The sequence below is a fragment of the Photobacterium alginatilyticum genome (assembly GCF_009910675.1).
In the GTDB taxonomy this organism is placed as follows: domain Bacteria; phylum Pseudomonadota; class Gammaproteobacteria; order Enterobacterales; family Vibrionaceae; genus Photobacterium; species Photobacterium alginatilyticum.
This window is the reverse complement of the sequence record NZ_RSEJ01000012.1, coordinates 1-18,113: the sequence shown is the minus strand read 5'-3', so window position 1 is coordinate 18,113 and position 18,113 is coordinate 1. Positions and strand designations below refer to the sequence as shown.

Genomic DNA, 18,113 nt, shown 5'->3' with positions numbered 1-18,113 from the left:
TCAATACAGGTCTAAACTATAGGGAGAGTTCACTCTCCCTATATGAAAACAAAGAGAATAATATGTATAAGCAGATTTTAGTGCCCGTAGATCTAAACGACCAAGGCTTCGCCGACAAAGCCGTCGAGCAGGCCGTCTGGCTGGCCAAACAGTCCAATGCGACCATTCACTTACTCAATGTGCTTCCAGGTATTCACATGTCGATGGTATCGAGCTATTTCCCGAAAGATGCCGCCCGAAAAATGATGCAAGATGCCCAGCACCAGCTAAAAGATTTTGCCAGCCAGCATATCCCAGATGAAATTGTTCACCACCAGTATGTTTCCGAAGGGAAAACCTGGACCACCATTCTAGAGTATGCCGGACGCATTGGTGCCGATCTGATCATTTTGCCGAGCCATAAACGCTCTCGCCTCGATAAGGTCATGCTGGGCTCTGTCGCTTCCAAAGTGGTCGAGAACTCACCAATCAATGTCGTGGTGATCAAACCCCAGGCCCACCTGCAAGATGTCTAACCCAATCTGAATCATTGGTGTGATCTAGTACGCTCAAAAAAGCCCGCTCAAGCGGGCTTCTTCTTATCTACATATTCCGACACTCACTGTCGCTGATCGTAGCCCCAGCGCGGAACCAACCCCTGCTCGACACCAAGATGATCGAGGATCCTGGCCACCATAAAGTCAACCAGATCATTGATGCTTTCAGGCTGATGGTAAAAACCAGGTGCCGCCGGCATGATGGTCACTCCCATCTTTGACAGCTTCAGCATGTTCTCCAGATGCAGTGTCGAGAACGGCGTTTCCCGTACCACCAGCAATAACTGCCCGCGCTCTTTCAGGACCACATCAGCAGCTCGCTCGAGCAGGTTATCAGACATGCCGTGTGCAACAGACGCCAGTGTACCTGCCGAGCAAGGGCAAACCACCATCTGCTTCGGAGCTGCAGAACCCGATGCCACCGGCGAGAACCAGTCTTCTTTGCCACACACTTCCAGCTTGCTGGCATCACAGTCAAGATACTCAACCAATGCCTTTTTCGCCGCATCCGGACCAGAAGGTAACTTAAGACCATGTTCCGTTGCCAGTACAACACGGGCCGCCGATGAAATCAGTAGATATACCTGGTAGTCCGCAGCCAGTAAGCATTCCAGCAAGCGCAGGCCGTAGGGTGCACCAGAGGCACCGGTCCAGGCCAGGGTAATTCGCTTATCTCGTATCTTGTTACTCATTCGCTCTTCTCTGCCAATGCGGCCAGCAGCTTGTCATGAATACCGCCAAAACCACCGTTGCTCATCACCAGAATATTATCGCCAGGCTTTGCAGACGCTGCAATTTTCGCCACTAGCGCTGTCAAGTCGCAGTCTGTCGTTGCTGGCTGAGAACAGGCCGAGGCAATTTCTTCTACCGACCAGGGAATGGTATCCGGTTGGAAAATATACACTTCATCCGCCGCTTGGAGTGCCGGCGCCAAATCCTGTTTATGAACCCCCAGCTTCATGGTATTAGATCGCGGCTCCAAGACCGCCAGGATACGCTCGTTCCCCACCTTGGCCCGCAAGCCGCCCAGCGTCAGCTCAACCGCAGTCGGGTGGTGGGCAAAGTCATCGTACACCTTGATGCCGTTCACCTCGCCTTTCAGCTCCAGACGGCGCTTGGTATTGATAAATTTAGCCAATGACTCACAGGCCAAATCCGCTGTCACACCCACATGGCGGGCCGCCGCAATCGCCATCAGGGCATTGCTGACATTATGATCGCCCACCAGCTCCCAACTCACGACACCAGCACGTTCACCTTCCAGGTACACCTCAAACTGGCTGCCGTCGGCAACGAGCTTGCGTGCCTGCCAGTGACCGTCTTCGCCGGTATATTCCAGTTCGCTCCAGCATCCCATATCCAGCGTCTGCTGGATATTGTCGACATTTTTAGGAGCAAGGATCCGGCCATTACCCGGCACAGTTCTCACTAAATGATGAAACTGGCGTTGGATGGCTTTCAAATCATCAAAAATATCTGCGTGATCGAACTCTAAATTGTTCATAACGAGCGTGCGTGGTCGATAATGAACAAACTTAGAACGCTTATCGAAAAAAGCACTATCGTATTCGTCCGCCTCGACAACGAAGAACATACTTTCACCTAACCGCGCGGAAACACCGAAGTTTCCGAGCACGCCACCAACCAGAAAACCCGGCTGATAGCCACAATCTTCCAGGATCCACGCCAGCATACTGGCTGTCGTCGTCTTGCCATGGGTACCGGCCACAGCCAATACCCAGCGGTCATGCAGCAAAATTTCCTGCAGCCACTGCGGCCCCGAGGTATAGCGCAGATTATTGTTCAGTACATATTCCACACAAGGATTACCCCGGCTCATGGCATTGCCGACAACGACCAGGTCGGGAGCAGGGTTAAGCTGTGACGGGTCATAACCCTGAATAATTTCAATACCTTGAGATTCAAGCAAGGTACTCATCGGCGGATAAACATTGGCATCACAACCGGTAACTGTATGGCCCAACTGGCGGGCGAGAATCGCGGCTCCGCCCATAAATGTGCCGCAAATTCCTAGAATATGGATATGCATAACTGTCGGCTCACTGGATAAATTCTGTTGATTTCACGCTTAGGTGTTACTTCAGTACCATAAAAAAGATCTTTATATACAATTCTTTATGCGTATTTACAGCACTAACAGGCTATAAATCCTATATAGAGGTACCAAAACTGTCCGTAAGAGACATTGTACCTGACTTAACTGCCCCAATGACAACATGATGCAAGGATTGTATATGTCCGATATTAGAACCCTTGGTGAGTTCATTGTCGAGAAACAGACCGACTTCCCCCATGCCAGCGGTGAGCTCTCCTCACTACTGGGCTCTATAAAGCTAGCGGCAAAAATCGTGAACCGTGAAATCAACAAGGCAGGCTTGGTTGATATCACAGGATCGGCCGGTGGCGAAAATATTCAAGGTGAAGATCAGCAAAAGCTCGACCTCTACGCGAATGATAAATTCAAAGCCGCGCTTGAAGCCCGCGATCAGGTATGTGGCGTCGCCAGTGAGGAAGAAGACGAAGCCGTTGCCTTCAACAAAGAGTTAAACCTAAACGCGAAATACGTTGTTTTGATGGATCCACTGGATGGTTCTTCGAATATCGACGTAAACGTTTCCGTCGGGACTATTTTCTCTATTTACCAGCGTGTTTCCCCAGTCGGCACCCCTCCGACTGAAGAGGACTTCCTCCAGCCAGGACACCGCCAGGTTGCAGCCGGATACATCATCTACGGCTCTTCGACCATGTTGGTATATACCACAGGTAACGGTGTTCATGGTTTTACCTATGATCCATCACTGGGTGTGTTCTGCCTGTCACACGAAAGTATGCGTATCCCGGAAGACGGCCGTATTTATTCCATTAACGAAGGTAACTATATCCGCTTCCCGATGGGCGTGAAAAAGTACATCAAGCACTGCCAGGAAGACGTGCCAGAAGATAACCGCCCGTATACATCTCGTTATATCGGCTCTTTGGTTGCTGACTTTCACCGCAACCTGCTTAAGGGCGGAATTTATATGTACCCGAGCACTGCGACTCACCCGAACGGCAAACTGCGCCTGCTGTATGAATGCAACCCGATGGCATTTTTGATTGAGCAGGCCGGTGGCCTGGCATCTGACGGTAAAAACCGGATCATGGATCTCAAACCGACCGAGCTGCACCAGCGAGTACCGTTCTTTGTCGGCTCGACCAAGATGGTCCGCAATGTAGAAACCTTCCTGGAAGAGTTCCCGGAATAAAAGCGATTCCCGATACAACAGGCTGCCTCGGCAGCCTGTTTCTTTTTCTGTCTCTACTTTCTTACCGCTCTCCACTGCTTTCCGCTCGCCATCCATAATAGGGCAAAACGGTTACCAAATAGACAACTCGTTAACGAAGTTGGTATTATAATTTCTTACATCGTCAACAATTAGTTAACCCAATAAAAGGAATACATCATGAGCCTTAATCAGGTGCCAGCAGGAAAGGACATCCCTGAAGATATCTACGTTGTTATCGAAATCCCCGCCAATGCCGATCCAATTAAATACGAGGTAGACAAAGATACCGGCGCTGTATTTGTCGACCGTTTCATGTCCACTCCGATGTTCTATCCTTGTAACTATGGCTATGTAAACCATACTCTGTCCCTTGATGGTGATCCTGTCGATGTTTTGGTACCGACCCCATACCCGCTAGTCCCAGGCTCGGTGATCCGTTGCCGCCCGGTTGGTGTGCTAAAAATGACGGATGAGTCCGGCGAAGATGCAAAAGTGGTTGCCGTCCCGCACAGCAAACTCAGCAAGGAGTACGACCATATTCAGGACGTCAATGACTTACCGGATCTTCTAAAAGCGCAAATTACCCACTTCTTCGAGCGATACAAAGAGCTGGAAGCCGGCAAATGGGTAAAAGTGGACGGCTGGGAAGATGCTGCCGCAGCGAAAGAGGAAATTATAGAATCCTTCAAGCGAGCTCAGGAAAAGTAACTGGCTAACAGTTAAGAAATAACGCTCCTTCTCTCACGGGCTGACAAGGAGCGTTTACCGCCCCGATAAGATTAACCAGAGGTTAGCCTTGTAAAATGCGAAGCAAAATACGTCAACTTATTCTCTTCACCGCTCTGCTTGCCTCCCCTGTTCAGGCCGAAGTGGTAACACCCGAACAATTCTGGCAGCTGCACCAGGAGGGAAACCCGCTTATTGTTGATGTGCGAACCAATGAAGAGTTTATTGCCGGGCACCTGCCTAAGTCTCTCAACATCCCCTTTAATAAAATCGACCGGCTGGCAACAATAGCCAAAGATAAAACCCAGCCCATTTTTCTTTATTGCCGTTCCGGACGGCGTTCCGGGCTCGCAGAAGAAGCCCTCGAGCAACTGGGTTATCAGTATATCTATAATGGTGAAAGCTACGAGGCACTGCTTGAGGCAATGCCTCGTCCGTAACAGACAGCCCTACCTTCGGCACCAATCACCATGGCGAAGCAAAGGCAAGCCTGCAGCAGAAGGGTTGTAGAGGTAAATCCAGGCAGCCCCGTATTTCGTCTCGACCAACTCGCGGGTATATAACTCCGGATACTCCTCGAGCTGATCGAGCAAGACCATAGTATGACGGTCCACTTCATAGACCTCACCATACAGCGGAGCATGACTCAAGTTGCTCCTTTTTGCCCCCGGATAACTACCGAGATTAAAAAGTAAATAGCCCGACATCAGCTGGCAGGCCCCCAGCCTGGATGCCTGTTCTAGCAGGCTATGGTTAGACTGGCCTCTCCTTAATGTCCCATACACAAATACTCTTGCCACAACAGCAGCCCTTAATTGAATTCAAACTGATACAGTAAATCGACGGCACTATCGAGGCCGGATACGGCTTCAACGTACAGATCTGTCATTAGCCGATAACGAACCGTAAACTCAGGAATTGAGTTGAAAATCCCAACCCCATATTTTACCTGCAGACCGGGGGCAATATAACCACTGATCGTCACCTGAGAGTCGTCCCCCGAGCCCGCGGTATCCAATGTCAGATCCTGGACTCCAAATGCTTCGCCGACATTACCGACAAGCTGGCCGCTCTTGGCCAGCCCCATGCTGATCAATGCGGTCGTCATCGCATCGCCACTGCCACCTTCGCCAGACTCGGTATCGAGGTTTTTACCTCGCAGCAGGTAAGACAGCGCATTTTGCTGAGGCATCGCCGGATCGGAGAAGATCTCCACAGTCGGTTCATCCGCCGGACCACTGACCCGGATCCCGGCAATCACATCATCTTCAACATTGTCCGGATCCCGGATTGCCTCTATCGCCAGATAAGGCTGGTCCGCCGGGCCGTTAAATAGAATCTGGCCTTTGCGGATCACCAACTCCTGGGCAAACGAACGATAGGTACCATCTCGCAGGTTCACTTCACCATACACTAGCGGCCCCTTATCCTTCTGGCGCACGTTCAGATCACCCACCAGCCTGGATTTCAGGCCAAACGCCGACAGTTTCACGTCTTTACCGATATTGACCGAAATATTGGTTTTGATTTCAAACGGGATTGCCGGCTCTGTCTCGACAGGCTGTAGATCATCGGTTAGCAGCACTTCATCATCAGATACTGACACTGCCGATTCCGGCAGCTGATCAATGGTGATGCGCCCCCATGGAATAGCAATATTGCCAGTGATCTCCGCGTATTGCGGCGCAGCTTTAATCATCAGATCCGGTGACACCTTCAAGTCAAGCATAGGAGGGACACTGACTTCCAGGTCGCGGGCATTGACTTGCAACTCCGATTTCCATTTGGCTAAGTCTTGCCAATCACCGCTGCCTCGCAAGAGCAGTTCGCCATCCGGCGTGATGATATCGCCATGCAAGGTCGCATTATAGCCATTAAACGTCGCGGTGATATCACCCTTGGACACATCTAACGGCACCTTACGGCCGATCGCTTCCACATTGGTCAGTTCCAGCAACCCGGTGACTGCCGGATGCATGATTGGACCAGCAACGGTCAGGTTGGCATCGACCTGGCCGTCAAACTGTTCATAGCCCTTGATCAGCGGGGCCAGAAAACCGAGCATGAAGCGATCGATCTTAAGCCTCGCCTCAAGTTGCTGTTCGCCTGTTAGCTGGCTAACTTTTGCTCGCCCTGAGATATCGCCATTGTCTTTCACCGCCACCAGCCAGTCGGCATTTAAGATATCCTGCTTCATTTCGGCGTTAACCGTCACCTTGTCCCAGCCAACTGTCAGAGCCGGTGCTTCAGGATCGGCCTGTTGGACCACAGAGCCCGACGGCAGACGAACCTGCGCTTTCACATACGGAGACGCCTTTGGTGCCCAGGTCGCCTCCACATTGGCACCTACCTCCCCCTTTAGCGTAATGGTTTCAGGGATGAACGGGGCAATACGATCAAAACCGAAATTATTCACGGCCACCTTGGCATGACCCGAACTCCCCGCCTCGAGAGCTTCGGTCAGGCACAGCGAGGCTTGGTCCTGTTGCCAACAGTGCGCGGCGACATTCGCCAACTGTGTTTTGAAGTTATAACCAAGCTTCGTTGGACGGTTTAGCTGCCATAAACCAATTTCCGTATCAATTTCACCTTGCTGCAATACCCCTTGCCACCCAGTCTTGCGATCCAGCTTACCTTCAAGACTGATATTTGCGCTCACAGGCTGGGCATCGGCATTCAGTGTCAGGCGATGCTGATCTTCGGTCCCCTTGAAGACCAAGGCTAGCTCATCAAGCTTGAACGTATCGTATTTGCCTTCAGATGCCGTCAGCCTCACATCAGCCTTTAGTGCCGGCATTGGTGTTACCCGTCCCTTAAGTGCAAACTGCTGTAGGCTAGCCTGCTCCTGCCAACCCAGCGCCTCCCCGTCCAACTGAAGATCAATATCCGGTTCGGCAAGTTTTCCCGACAGCTCGAGGCCCCCCTGAATGCGTCCACGCAAATCCGGTAACGACTGAGCCAAATCCGGGGCATCAACCTGCGCGGACATCGCCCATTCTTTGCTCAAAGATCCTTTTGCCGTCAGTCCGTTCGGACCATGTTTTAACCTCAGGCGATCGGTGACCAGCTCAATATCCCCCTTACCGGCGGTATCTTTGGCATTAAGCTGACCATCAAGCGTAAATGGCTGTTCGAGCACCATTCCGTCTACAGATAGCTCAGGCAGTTTGACAAACCAACCGCCTTGCTTGGTCAGCCCTCCAGACGTTCGCAGCTTACCACTGAGATCCCCTTTGGCATCCGGCCATTCGAGCCCGGGCTGTATATGGCTAAAATCTAGCTGTCCCTGCCAGTTAACCAACGCCTTCCAATTGGCCTTGGCATTACCGGAAATCGTGCCGCCGAGGGTATCGACAACCAGTTTATCCAAGGTTACCTGGGACAAGTCACCCTGCCCCGATAAATTCGCAGCAACAGCTGGCATCGGTGCTCCGTCAACATCGGTTTTCAGTTTGAACTTGAACCCGTCCAAACTTCCCGCTGCAGCTAATACCGTATTTGTGACTTCAAATTCAGCCTCGGTATCAATCGGCCACTGAATATGCCGGCTGGACAAGCTGAGGTCGAACGGCAGCGTCGGATCCAGCGGAGACAACTTACCACTCAGCAATGCATCGACCGTACCTTTCAGGCTGGCATCCAGTGCCAGTTCAGCCAATGAACCGCCAGCCTTGAGCTTGAGGTTATGCCCCTCAAGAGGAGCCATTGCGATATCAAGTCCCGCTTCCAGCTGAAGCGGGTAATCGCCGCTCAATGAAACACCGGCAGTGGCATCTAGCTTGGCCTGCGGGACATCCAGTATCAACTTGCTCAGTGACACTTCACTGCCAGTTGCCGTTGCTGCTATGTCCAGTACATTCACCCGTTGGGGAGTCTCACCGTTAAGTTTAAAGTTCTTAACGGTAAAGCGCTGGATATCGACGGATAAAGGCAGTATGACCTCCGGCAAGATGACAGGCTCACTAGCCGATTCAGCTTCAGCCTTCGTAGCCGCAGCACTATCTCCCTCGGAAGCCGGAGCCAGCGTAAGTTCGATATCCTGCCAATCGGTCGGCTTGAGTATTAACTGGCTTCCCTTAATATCCGCCGCTGTTGAAAAATGCTGCCAGGCTATCTTGTTGCCTAAAATATCCAGCTCGAAATCATCCAGCGCCACTCGTTCAACACTAATTGGCAATGGCATCACGATTTCTGTCACAGGCTGAGAGTCAGTGTCAGCCTCTTCGGCATCCGGCTGCGACGGTGGCAATTCGGGCATGGCAAAACGCACGCCCGATACAGCCAGCTCTGTCACACACACGGCCGGTGTCAGCAAGCAGCTATCTTCCAGCGTCAACACCAGGCTGTCAGCCGCCAGATCAATATGAGAGTCTTGGTAACGTACCTGCTCCAGCGCAAAGCCTTTCAACAAGCTCCCCGAGCTGCTGGCCACCGAAAGGGCTGGCAGAGCCTTTTGCGCCCCCCAAACGGCCACTTTGACACCCGCGGGGGTATACAGCAGCGATGCGATGGCAATCACCAGTACCAATAACAGTGCCAGCACCCCTAGCGCTATACGTTTTACCCAGATCATATTTCAGGCCCCAGAACAAAATGCAGCTGGAACTTATCGCTTTCCTTTTCCAGTCCCCATGCAAAATCAAGACGAATCGGGCCGACCGGCGATGCCCAACGAACACCGGCCCCCACTCCTCGATACCAATCCGGGGTATCGATCCAAGAGGAGCCATAATCATAAAACAACGCTCCCCACCAATTGCCGTAGACCCGATACTGATACTCAAGGGTCGAGGTCAGCATGTAGGTACCACCGCGCAGCTCGCCCTTGCTGTCTTTCGGCGCTATCGACTCATAGCTGTAGCCTCGCAGGCTATTGTCACCACCGACAAAGAAGCGCAGCGATGGCGGCACATCTTCTATCCGATCCGCAATCACCGCGCCGCCATCCACCCGCAACAGGCCGCGGTGATCCTTGCCGGAGCTGCGGATCCAGGCACTACGCCCACGAAACCTTGCCAGCCTGGTATCAGAACCAAAAGCCGGATCAGAGTATTCAACCGACATCAGCTGTTTATCACCCCATGTCGGCATTGCACCTCCACGGATGCGGGTTTTGTCATAACTGATCCCCGGCAGTATCATCGACAGTGCACCACTTTCTTCGGCCCCCTGCTTATAGTCCTCATATAACCAACGAACCGAGGCCACACGCTTCCAGCCTGACTCAAGCCGCCAATGCCGTTCCACGCCAAAGTTATATTCCGTACTGACCGTGTCATGATTATCGACATACCGAATACCACCAATGATCTGATAATAATCATTAAGAACATCATCAAGAGGAATTTTATAGGTTGCCTCGATTTTCGGCTGCACCTTCGAGATCTCGGTCTTCACATTGAGGCTGTGGCCGGCGCTGTTCATCCAGGGTTTACGCCAGTTGAATTTAAGACGTGTACCGACATCGGTCGAGTAACCGATACCTGTCTCAATCTGGTTTCTGACCTGAGGCTCCAGAGCAACTCTGACTGGTACGCTATTGTCTTTTAGGTTGGCAACATCTCCGCCGACAAAGATCGAGGAAAACCAGCCGACATTGGATAATCGCTGATTAAACTCCCCCAAGGTGGAGGCAAGGTATGGGTCGCCCTCTTTGTAGGGGATCAGTGATTGCAGCCGGTCTTCTTCAATCTGGCTGCCGGTGAATACCGTCTCGCTAAAGTTATAGCGTTGCCCGGCAGCAAACTCGATTGTAATAAATGCTTCATTTCGTGTCGGGGCCACCTCCAACACACTTTTCTTTAGCTCAGCATCAAAGTAGCCTTTACGTAGCGCCAGACTACTCAGGGAGGATTTAAACGACTCATACTTGCCATGGTTCAGCGTTTTGCCAAACCCAAGCCCACTTTGTCTTCTAAGCGCCAGAAAGTCCGGATCGCTCACTGCCATACCGGTAAAATGGATATCGCTTTTCGCGATAGTTGTCTTCGGACCGGCATTCACCGTAACGATCAGCTCGCTGCCGTTTCCGTCCTTCTCGACCTGGTAGGAAAATGTCGGTTGATAGCGCCCCAACGCTTTAAGGGCATCTTTAATCTCGCCTTCCAGCTGTTCCCGAAAGCGAATTGAAATACTGTAGTCATCTTCAGGAATGGCCGAGACATACGCCTCGACATTATCTTTCAGGCTTCCTTTCAACCCCTTAATGGCCAATGTGGTCTCTGCCCAAACAGGGGCAGAAGCTACAAGAGCAATTGCGGCAAGGCTAAACCGCTTAACGTTTTTTTTCATTCTTATTTGGCTTCACTACTAAAAGCTTTATTTTTGTTTGTCGCGCGCAGTAATAATTCTGACAAAGGGCAGCCATAACTGCCAACATTATATAAGGACAAATCAAACGATATTGATTGTCTGTCAAGATTCCTCTACTTTCTCTGTAAAGACAATGTAAAAGGAAATAACAATGTCAGCAAAGAAACAAGTCATGATCTCACCGGAGGCTGCACTCATTGGTAGGGCGACGCCAATCCTTCCTTCCCTGCCACATGCTGTCAATGGTACCCCTATCAATGATCATAAGCCCGAAGGGCTAGAAGAGCTTATTGTTGGTATGGGTTGTTTCTGGGGAGCAGAGAGACTCTTTTGGCAACTTGACGGAGTCTACAGTACCTCTGTGGGCTATAGTGGAGGGTTTACCCCGAATCCGAGCTATGAAGAAGTCTGCACTGGTAAAACCGGACATACCGAAGTGGTACGGATTCTTTTTGACCCTGCTCAAATACCGCTAAAACAAATGTTTGCACAGTTTTGGGAAAATCATGATCCGACACAGGGAATGCAGCAAGGCAATGATGTCGGAACCCAGTACCGTTCCGTCATCTATACCACTTCTCCCTCACAGCTCGATCAGGCATTGCAGAGTAAAGAGCACTACCAGGTAGCCTTAAAGCAACAGCAACACCTGCACGAAATCACCACTGAGATAGAACCGGCTGGCAACTATTATTTTGCAGAAGAATACCATCAGCAATACCTTGCCAAGAACCCCGGAGGATACTGTGGACTAGGGGGCACAGGTATTTGTCTGCCTCCCCAGTGATCCCGTGTCCTGGTCATCCATAGCCAGGGTCCAGACCTGGCTATACTGCCTCAGCGGCCAGGAGGTCAATTTCTCTGTTGACCTCCGACAATACATTTAGCGCTTTTAAATCCTGTCTTTTGGGCGGCAGCAAACGCCCGCAGTCGAATTCGAATCCGCCGACTCCCATAATAAACACCCGACCACGAAAGTAGCTCTTTACGTAGCGGGCAACCTGATTAGGACGATAGTGTTTGAAAACTCTAAGCATATATCCCTCGCAACACCGATACAGCAGTAGACCCCGCCATACCAAGAATGTTTCAACCTTCCGTCGAAAAATAAAGCAATTTACTTGCCAGGCTTGTTAGCCTATCCCTCAAAGTCACGTCAGCCAAGTAATCAATGTAGAACAGAAAAATTGTAATTGCCTATAAGATCAGCGACAAACATTCCCCAAAAACATCCCTAGACCGACAAGGAGTCTAATAATTAGTGATTCAGATCGACTATTCTCAACTGGTTTTACCAGCTGCCGCTAACTGTTCTAAGATAATGAAGCGTCTAACAATAAATGGAATAAATACAATGAATAAGAAGCCAATGATTGCTTTACTTGCTGCATTATTACCAAGTCTGGCAGCGGCCCATACTATCCAAGTGGGTGAAACAATCCCTTCGGCGGTCGTTTCTGACAAAGGTGAGATCACCTTGCAAGGCGACGATATCGTCTACCAAAACTGGAATAGTTCACAGCTGACAGGTAAGGTCCGAGTCATTCAGGCAATCGCTGGCCGCAGCGCGGCAAAAGAAATGAATGCAGAACTCATGCAGGCCATCACAGCAGCCAATTTGCCTGCGGAGAAATACCAGACAACAACAATCATTAACCAGGATGATGCAATCTGGGGGACTGGCAGCTTTGTTGCCTCGTCAGCAGAAGACAGCAAGCGAGAATTTTCATGGTCTTCTATGATACTAGACGCTGAAGGCAACGTGCATGCCACCTGGAAACTGCAGGAAGAAAGCTCTGCAATCATAGTTTTGAACAAAGAGAGTAAGGTTCTATTTGTCAAAGAAGGCAAACTCAGTCCTTCAGAAATCGAACAAGCGCTTGGCTTAGTTAAGACTAATTTGTAACCAATTCAATTAATTCTTATAGTTAGCAACAAAGCCATGACCAACGACAAAAAGTAATGTTATATTATTACAATTATGTTCTGGTGATGGCTTTTCTATTTCTATCGTGTTCCGTTTCAACTCTCGGTGCTTACACCTATGTACAATACTCTGCATTAGCTTGATCTGTTTGATTGGGCCGCTAAAGGTATTGCATGAATTAGAAGTCGAGAGCAGCCATCATCATGTACAGGAATGTAGCATCTGCCATCTGGTACATGTTACAACGCCAATCATGGAACTCGATGCCTTGCCGGCACAGTCGCCAACCCAGCATACCCGCCAAACAACTGTTCTAACAGGCCACCGTCTTCCCACACAGCCTTTGGCAAGATCACCACCGGTAACCGTCTGAAACTAATGTATCGATTTTCACTATTTTTTTAGACAGGAGTTATCATGGCTTTTCCTTACCGTCTTTCAACGTGTGCACTAATGTTAAGCACACTGACAATGGCTACCCCTGCATCAGCAGAAGACACTTTTCGCCAGCACGACGCCCATGTACACGGTGTCGTTGAATTCAATATTGCTCAAGACGGCAAAGATTTACTGATGGAGATCACGGCCCCGGGTGCGGATGTTGTTGGCTTTGAACATGCACCAACCAACAAGCAACAACACCAGCAACTAGCAAGCGCGATTGCACAGCTTAACAACGCAGGGGAACTCTTTGCTTTCTCCTCGGCGTCAAACTGCCACCTGGTCGATGTGCATGTGACAGAAACGTTGACAGCTGATGATGGCCATGACGACCATGCAGGAGACGATCACGACGAGCATGACCATGACAGCCATGCAGAACACGATCACGACGAGCATGACCATGACGACCATGCAGGACACGATCACGACGAGCATGACCATGACAGCCATGCAGAACACGATCACGACGAGCATGACCATGACAGCCATACGGGACACGAGCACGACGAGCATGACCATGATAGCCATGCGGGGCACGATCACGACGAGCACAACCATGATAGCCATGCGGGGCATGGTGAGTTCTCTGCTCAGTATGTGTTCCGATGCGATAATATTGAACAGCTAACCTCTCTGCAGGTTAACTGGTTCAGCCACTTCCCGACCACGGAAAAAATCACTGTCCAGGCGATTACAGATACCAACCAAAGCGCTGCACAGCTAACGCCTACCACTACAGTATTTAAATTCTAAGCTTTGGCTTATAGCAACAATCCATTCACGATGGGGGGCTTCCCCCCATTTCAGGGAAAACTATGAACGTTATTGAACTCACCGACATAACATTCCGTTGGCCAAAACAGACGGAGGATCTCCTCGATATTCCATCCTTGACGATAAAGAAAGGTGAAAAAGTCTTTCTGAAAGGCCCCAGCGGGAGTGGCAAGTCCAGCTTGTTAAGTTTACTGGCAGGGATTTCGCAACCAACGTCAGGTGACATTCAGCTATTGCAACAGCCCTTCAGCCAACAAAAGCCAACACATAGAGATCAATTCAGGGCAAACCATATTGGTTATATTTTTCAGATGTTCAATCTGCTTCCCTACCTCTCTGTGATTGATAATGTCCTGCTGCCGTGCCGCTTCTCCCGTCTGCGAAAAGGCCGGCTATCGGGAGCTATGGACTTAGAGGCTAAGCGGTTATTAACCCAGTTACACTTACCTCAAGAATATCTTGAGAAGCCAATAACCGAGCTGAGCATCGGCCAGCAACAACGGGTCGCGGCAGCAAGGGCACTGATAGGCCAACCGGAGCTATTAATCGCAGACGAGCCAACGTCTGCACTCGATCATGACAACCGTGAAGCCTTTATCCAACTACTCATGGCGGAATGCGACAAGGCGGAGACAACCTTACTGTTTGTCAGCCACGATGAAACATTAGAATCCTTGTTTGACCGTAGCATTGCACTCAACGAGTTAAACCGAGCAGCACAAGGGAGCAATTAATGGGCGCGATATTCCGACTGGCATGGCAAAGCCTGACTAACCGCAAAACAACAGCATTCCTTACTCTGCTGACCGTCGCCATTTCCGTCACCCTACTGCTTGGCGTTGAAAGAGTTCGTACTCAGGCTAAATCCAGCTTCGCCAATACGATTTCAGGAACGGATTTAATAGTTGGCTCCCGTTCAGGACAGGTGAATCTGCTGCTTTATTCCGTCTTTCGGATTGGTAACGCAACCAACAACATTGACTGGCAAAGCTACCAGGAAATTAGCCAACACCGCTCGGTGAAGTGGTCAATACCAATCTCACTTGGTGACTCCCACCAGGGTTACCGCGTGATCGGTACCAATCATGCCTACTTCACGCATTACCAATATGGTCAAAAGCAACACCTTAATTTCGCCGAAGGCCGGGAGTTTACAGGCTTGTTCGAGACCGTCTTAGGGGCTGAAGTCGCTAAGACGCTCAACTATCAGCTTGATGACGAAATCGTCATCGCCCATGGTATCAGTGATAAGTCCTTCAACCGACATGATAATTTGCCTTTCAAGGTAGTCGGCATACTGGAACCAACAGGAACGCCGGTTGATCGCAGTGTCCATGTCTCTTTAGGCGCGATTGAAGCCATTCATATTGGCTGGGAGTCAGGAGCCAAATTAGGCCATACACCTGATGCACAAACATTAGCAAACTATCAGTTCGAGCCGAAACAAATTACCGCCTTCATGCTAGGGCTCAATTCAAAAATACAGACCTTTGCACTGCAGCGCTATATCAACACATATTCGAAAGAGCCACTGAGTGCCATTATGCCCGGGATCGCTCTGCATGAACTGTGGGGTATGATGTCAATCGCCGAGCAGGCACTTCTCGTTGTGTCCGGCTTTGTCGTTATCGCTGGCTTGTTGGGGATGTTGACCAGCCTGCTGACCAGCCTAAATGAAAGACGGCGAGAAATGGCAATACTAAGAGCCATGGGGGCCAGACCCAACCATATCTTCTTCCTCTTGGTCAGTGAAGCTACGGTACTGACAGCAATTGGGATTGCACTTGGCACCGCTTTGCTTTATAGCTTAATGTTTATCACGCAGCCGTTTATCCAGCAGCAATTCGGGTTATTTATCAAGATCAGCGGACTAACGTCTTACGAGATGCTATTGCTTGGGGTTGTTCAGCTAGCGGGAATCATTGTTGGGGTGCTTCCAGCGCTACGCGCCTACCAACACTCTCTGGCAGACGGTATGACAATAAAGGTTTAATAGGATAGAAAATGAAGAAATGGCTTATTGTATTATGTTGCTGGTTACCATTAACGAGCTATGCCAGTGATGTGCTGACTCTGGATTGGATAGATCTAGTCCCGGAGCAGGAAAGGCAGCAATTCAACAGTAATAGTATGCCTGTACTCGACCATAATAGTGCGGCTGTAAAACAGTCAATGATCGGTAAGGTCCGTACCGAGCTAAATGGAAGCAAGGTAAAGATCCCGGGCTTTGTTATTCCATTGGAAGGGGATGACAAAGCTGTAACTGAATTCTTGCTAGTGCCCTACTTTGGAGCCTGTATTCATGTGCCACCACCGCCGCCGAACCAAATCATTTATGTGAAATTTGAAAAAGGGGCTCCCATCCAGCAGCTATGGGATGTGGTATATGTTGTCGGTACTTTGCAAACCCAGCATATCAGTCATGATATGGCAGAGGTCGGCTACCTGTTAGAAGGTACGGCCCTGGAAGAGTACGATGATATGTAGTACATAACATCTGTCTCTCCTTTATACCCAAGGCTTATCTTGCTTGCATCGCTAAAGGTACATAGCAAGATAAGCCAGTACTGTTATATAGCCTAAAACCAGCAGCACATCAGTAAGTCGTTTACCGGACTTATTCATCAGCACCTCCCTCATCCTCTATTTCGTAAAACTCATTAACGCAACAAATTTAACCACTCATTAACACAAAAGTCACGTATATTGCCAAATAATGCGATCAACTGGTAAAACTATAGCCAGACTAATCAACCTTGAGCCCGCTATGGATAATGCAGACAAGGACACCAACACTGCGCCAACAACAGCCGCAGTACCAACAGTAAAAAAAGAAGAAACCAATAACTATATTCGAAGCAGTCAGGCAAGAGCTAAAGAGCTTGCCTGCCTTCACGCTGTCAGCCATCTCATCACAAACGATTCAGAAAAAGATATCGTAGAAAGAACCGAATACCGACTATTAAAGGAGTCACAGCACGAACAAGAAAACCTGGAGCGGATATTCAAGCTTGCTTACGACAATTGCAGCGATGAAACAGCCGGAGAGCCTGATCCAGACTGGCTATATCATTTCATCTCCATTGCTAAGCACATACGCGGTGCCTCAATGCAAAAGCTATGGAGCCGAGTGCTCAAGCAAGAGATCATTACTCCGGGATCAACGTCCCTAAAAACACTCGATACTCTCAGAAACATGACCCAAAAGGAGGCGCAAACCTTTCACCGCGCCTGCATGTTAAGTTGTCATTTTGGCAGTGATGAAAGTAAAAAGCTGCTGACCAGCATTAAAGTTCGGCATAGCGGACTTCAAATTTTACGCTCTCCTTCATCCGATAAACTAGCGCTCGGCAACTACCAGTTACCTTATTCGAACTTACTCGTGCTCATGGAGCTGGGGTTGTTACTTCGCAGCGAGCTGGAATCAGGCGAGATCGATATCGAGTCTCCGCTTGCATTTGGCTACCAAGGTTCACGTTATTTACTGCGTCCGATTAAAAAAAGAGTCTCCCTGACATATTACCGTCTTTCTCCCGTCGGCCAAGAAATTGCCAGTCTATTAGGGAATAAGAGACATGAACCCTACAAAGAGAGCCTGCTTGAACTGCTCGCAAAACACTTTGTAGTTGAAAAAAATGAAGGCTCTCAGGTTAACCTTGCCACCTAGCAGAGTCTTGGGCTATCCGGCTATATAACGGACAAAAATGAACAATACAGTTAAACCTCAGCATTTCTGCCGGGACACACATTTCGAAGAAGTGACGGAACGGCGGGGGTGCGGGGGTGCCTAGTCGGGGCTTGCGCACAAGCAGGGCGACATATATTGTAAAAAAGCCCAAGCATTTCTGCTTGGGCTTAGTATAAGTGGCGGAGCGGACGGGACTCGAACCCGCGACCCCCGGCGTGACAGGCCGGTATTCTAACCAACTGAACTACCGCTCCACTCAAATCACCGCACGTTCACTGCGATAATCTAAATTGGAAGCCTGGCGATGTCCTACTCTCACATGGGGAGACCCCACACTACCATCGGCGCTATTACGTTTCACTACTGAGTTCGGCATGGGATCAGGTGGGTCCATAATGCTATGGTCGCCAAGCAAATTC

At 49.9% G+C, this 18,113-nt stretch carries 17 protein-coding genes, 1 tRNA gene and 1 rRNA gene; 11 read left to right on the top strand and 8 right to left on the bottom strand.

The genetic code is table 11. The features are described from left to right. The first annotated feature begins 62 nt into the window (after nt 1-62). Entirely contained in the window at nt 63-515 is a 453-nt protein-coding gene (locus EIZ48_RS12540) for a universal stress protein (protein WP_160651805.1), read from the top strand. A gap of 83 nt (nt 516-598) precedes the next feature. Here EIZ48_RS12540 and EIZ48_RS12535 read toward each other — a convergent pair whose 3' ends face one another. Then, on the bottom strand, nt 599-1,228 hold the full coding sequence (locus EIZ48_RS12535) for a flavin prenyltransferase UbiX (RefSeq protein ID WP_160651802.1): 630 nt from the start codon (nt 1,226-1,228) through the stop codon (nt 599-601). After that, nucleotides 1,225-2,586 carry a UDP-N-acetylmuramate:L-alanyl-gamma-D-glutamyl-meso-diaminopimelate ligase gene (gene mpl / locus EIZ48_RS12530; protein WP_160651799.1) on the bottom strand — a complete coding sequence of 454 codons (1,362 nt, stop codon included), beginning with the start codon at nt 2,584-2,586 and terminating at the stop codon, nt 1,225-1,227. Before mpl ends, EIZ48_RS12535 begins: the two co-directional genes overlap by 4 nt. 205 nt (nt 2,587-2,791) lie before the next feature. Between mpl and fbp the strand changes: the two genes are divergently transcribed. The 3 genes from fbp (at nt 2,792) to EIZ48_RS12515 (ending at nt 4,989) form a co-directional block, all read left to right on the top strand. Then, nucleotides 2,792-3,802: a class 1 fructose-bisphosphatase gene (gene fbp / locus EIZ48_RS12525; protein ID WP_160651797.1), complete on the top strand. Its 1,011-nt coding sequence runs from the start codon at nt 2,792-2,794 to the stop codon at nt 3,800-3,802. A gap of 198 nt (nt 3,803-4,000) precedes the next feature. Further along, complete coding sequence (gene ppa / locus EIZ48_RS12520; RefSeq protein WP_160651794.1) at nt 4,001-4,531, top strand: inorganic diphosphatase; 531 nt, start codon at nt 4,001-4,003, stop codon at nt 4,529-4,531. Nucleotides 4,532-4,626: 95 nt separating this feature from the next. Further along, complete coding sequence (locus EIZ48_RS12515; RefSeq protein ID WP_160651792.1) at nt 4,627-4,989, top strand: rhodanese-like domain-containing protein; 363 nt, start codon at nt 4,627-4,629, stop codon at nt 4,987-4,989. Nucleotides 4,990-4,998: 9 nt separating this feature from the next. Here the strand turns inward: EIZ48_RS12515 and EIZ48_RS12510 are convergent, their stop codons facing one another. From EIZ48_RS12510 to tamA, 3 genes are read right to left on the bottom strand one after another with little or no spacing between them, the layout of a single operon-like run. After that, on the bottom strand, nt 4,999-5,349 hold the full coding sequence (locus EIZ48_RS12510) for a gamma-glutamylcyclotransferase (protein ID WP_160651789.1): 351 nt from the start codon (nt 5,347-5,349) through the stop codon (nt 4,999-5,001). Between the two features lie 11 nt (nt 5,350-5,360). Further along, complete coding sequence (gene tamB / locus EIZ48_RS12505; protein WP_160651786.1) at nt 5,361-9,122, bottom strand: autotransporter assembly complex protein TamB; 3,762 nt, start codon at nt 9,120-9,122, stop codon at nt 5,361-5,363. After that, nucleotides 9,119-10,840 (bottom strand): autotransporter assembly complex protein TamA, encoded by a 1,722-nt coding sequence (gene tamA, locus EIZ48_RS12500; protein WP_160651783.1) that lies wholly within the window; start codon nt 10,838-10,840, stop codon nt 9,119-9,121. The genes tamB and tamA overlap by 4 nt, the downstream gene beginning before the upstream one ends. A gap of 172 nt (nt 10,841-11,012) precedes the next feature. Between tamA and msrA the strand changes: the two genes are divergently transcribed. Next, nucleotides 11,013-11,648, top strand: coding sequence for a peptide-methionine (S)-S-oxide reductase MsrA (gene msrA, locus EIZ48_RS12495; protein ID WP_160651780.1), 636 nt, complete (start codon nt 11,013-11,015; stop codon nt 11,646-11,648). A 40-nt stretch (nt 11,649-11,688) separates the two neighbouring features. Here the strand turns inward: msrA and EIZ48_RS12490 are convergent, their stop codons facing one another. Beyond that, complete coding sequence (locus tag EIZ48_RS12490; protein ID WP_160651777.1) at nt 11,689-11,898, bottom strand: DUF1107 domain-containing protein; 210 nt, start codon at nt 11,896-11,898, stop codon at nt 11,689-11,691. Between the two features lie 317 nt (nt 11,899-12,215). On the opposite strand from EIZ48_RS12490, the gene EIZ48_RS12485 reads away from it, so the two are divergent. From EIZ48_RS12485 to EIZ48_RS12460, 6 genes are all read left to right on the top strand, one after another. Next, nucleotides 12,216-12,767, top strand: coding sequence for a YtfJ family protein (locus EIZ48_RS12485; RefSeq protein ID WP_160652071.1), 552 nt, complete (start codon nt 12,216-12,218; stop codon nt 12,765-12,767). A 438-nt stretch (nt 12,768-13,205) separates the two neighbouring features. Beyond that, complete coding sequence (gene zrgA / locus EIZ48_RS12480; protein ID WP_160651774.1) at nt 13,206-13,985, top strand: zinc uptake protein ZrgA; 780 nt, start codon at nt 13,206-13,208, stop codon at nt 13,983-13,985. A 62-nt stretch (nt 13,986-14,047) separates the two neighbouring features. After that, a complete protein-coding gene (locus EIZ48_RS12475; protein WP_160651771.1) occupies nt 14,048-14,740 on the top strand; it encodes an ATP-binding cassette domain-containing protein in 693 nt (230 codons plus the stop codon). Then, the gene (locus EIZ48_RS12470; protein WP_160651768.1) at nt 14,740-15,999 is read left to right on the top strand and encodes an ABC transporter permease; all 1,260 of its coding nucleotides are present in this window, start codon (nt 14,740-14,742) and stop codon (nt 15,997-15,999) included. The genes EIZ48_RS12475 and EIZ48_RS12470 overlap by 1 nt, the downstream gene beginning before the upstream one ends. 11 nt (nt 16,000-16,010) lie before the next feature. Then, entirely contained in the window at nt 16,011-16,493 is a 483-nt protein-coding gene (locus EIZ48_RS12465) for a DUF3299 domain-containing protein (RefSeq protein WP_160651765.1), read from the top strand. A 280-nt stretch (nt 16,494-16,773) separates the two neighbouring features. Then, on the top strand, nt 16,774-17,673 hold the full coding sequence (locus EIZ48_RS12460) for a TIGR03899 family protein (protein ID WP_160651762.1): 900 nt from the start codon (nt 16,774-16,776) through the stop codon (nt 17,671-17,673). 198 nt (nt 17,674-17,871) lie between these two features. On the opposite strand, the gene EIZ48_RS12455 is transcribed toward EIZ48_RS12460, so the two are convergent. Beyond that, nucleotides 17,872-17,948, bottom strand: a tRNA-Asp gene (locus EIZ48_RS12455). A gap of 42 nt (nt 17,949-17,990) precedes the next feature. Next, nucleotides 17,991-18,106 (bottom strand): 5S ribosomal RNA (rrf, locus tag EIZ48_RS12450). Between the last annotated feature and the right edge of the window lie 7 nt (nt 18,107-18,113).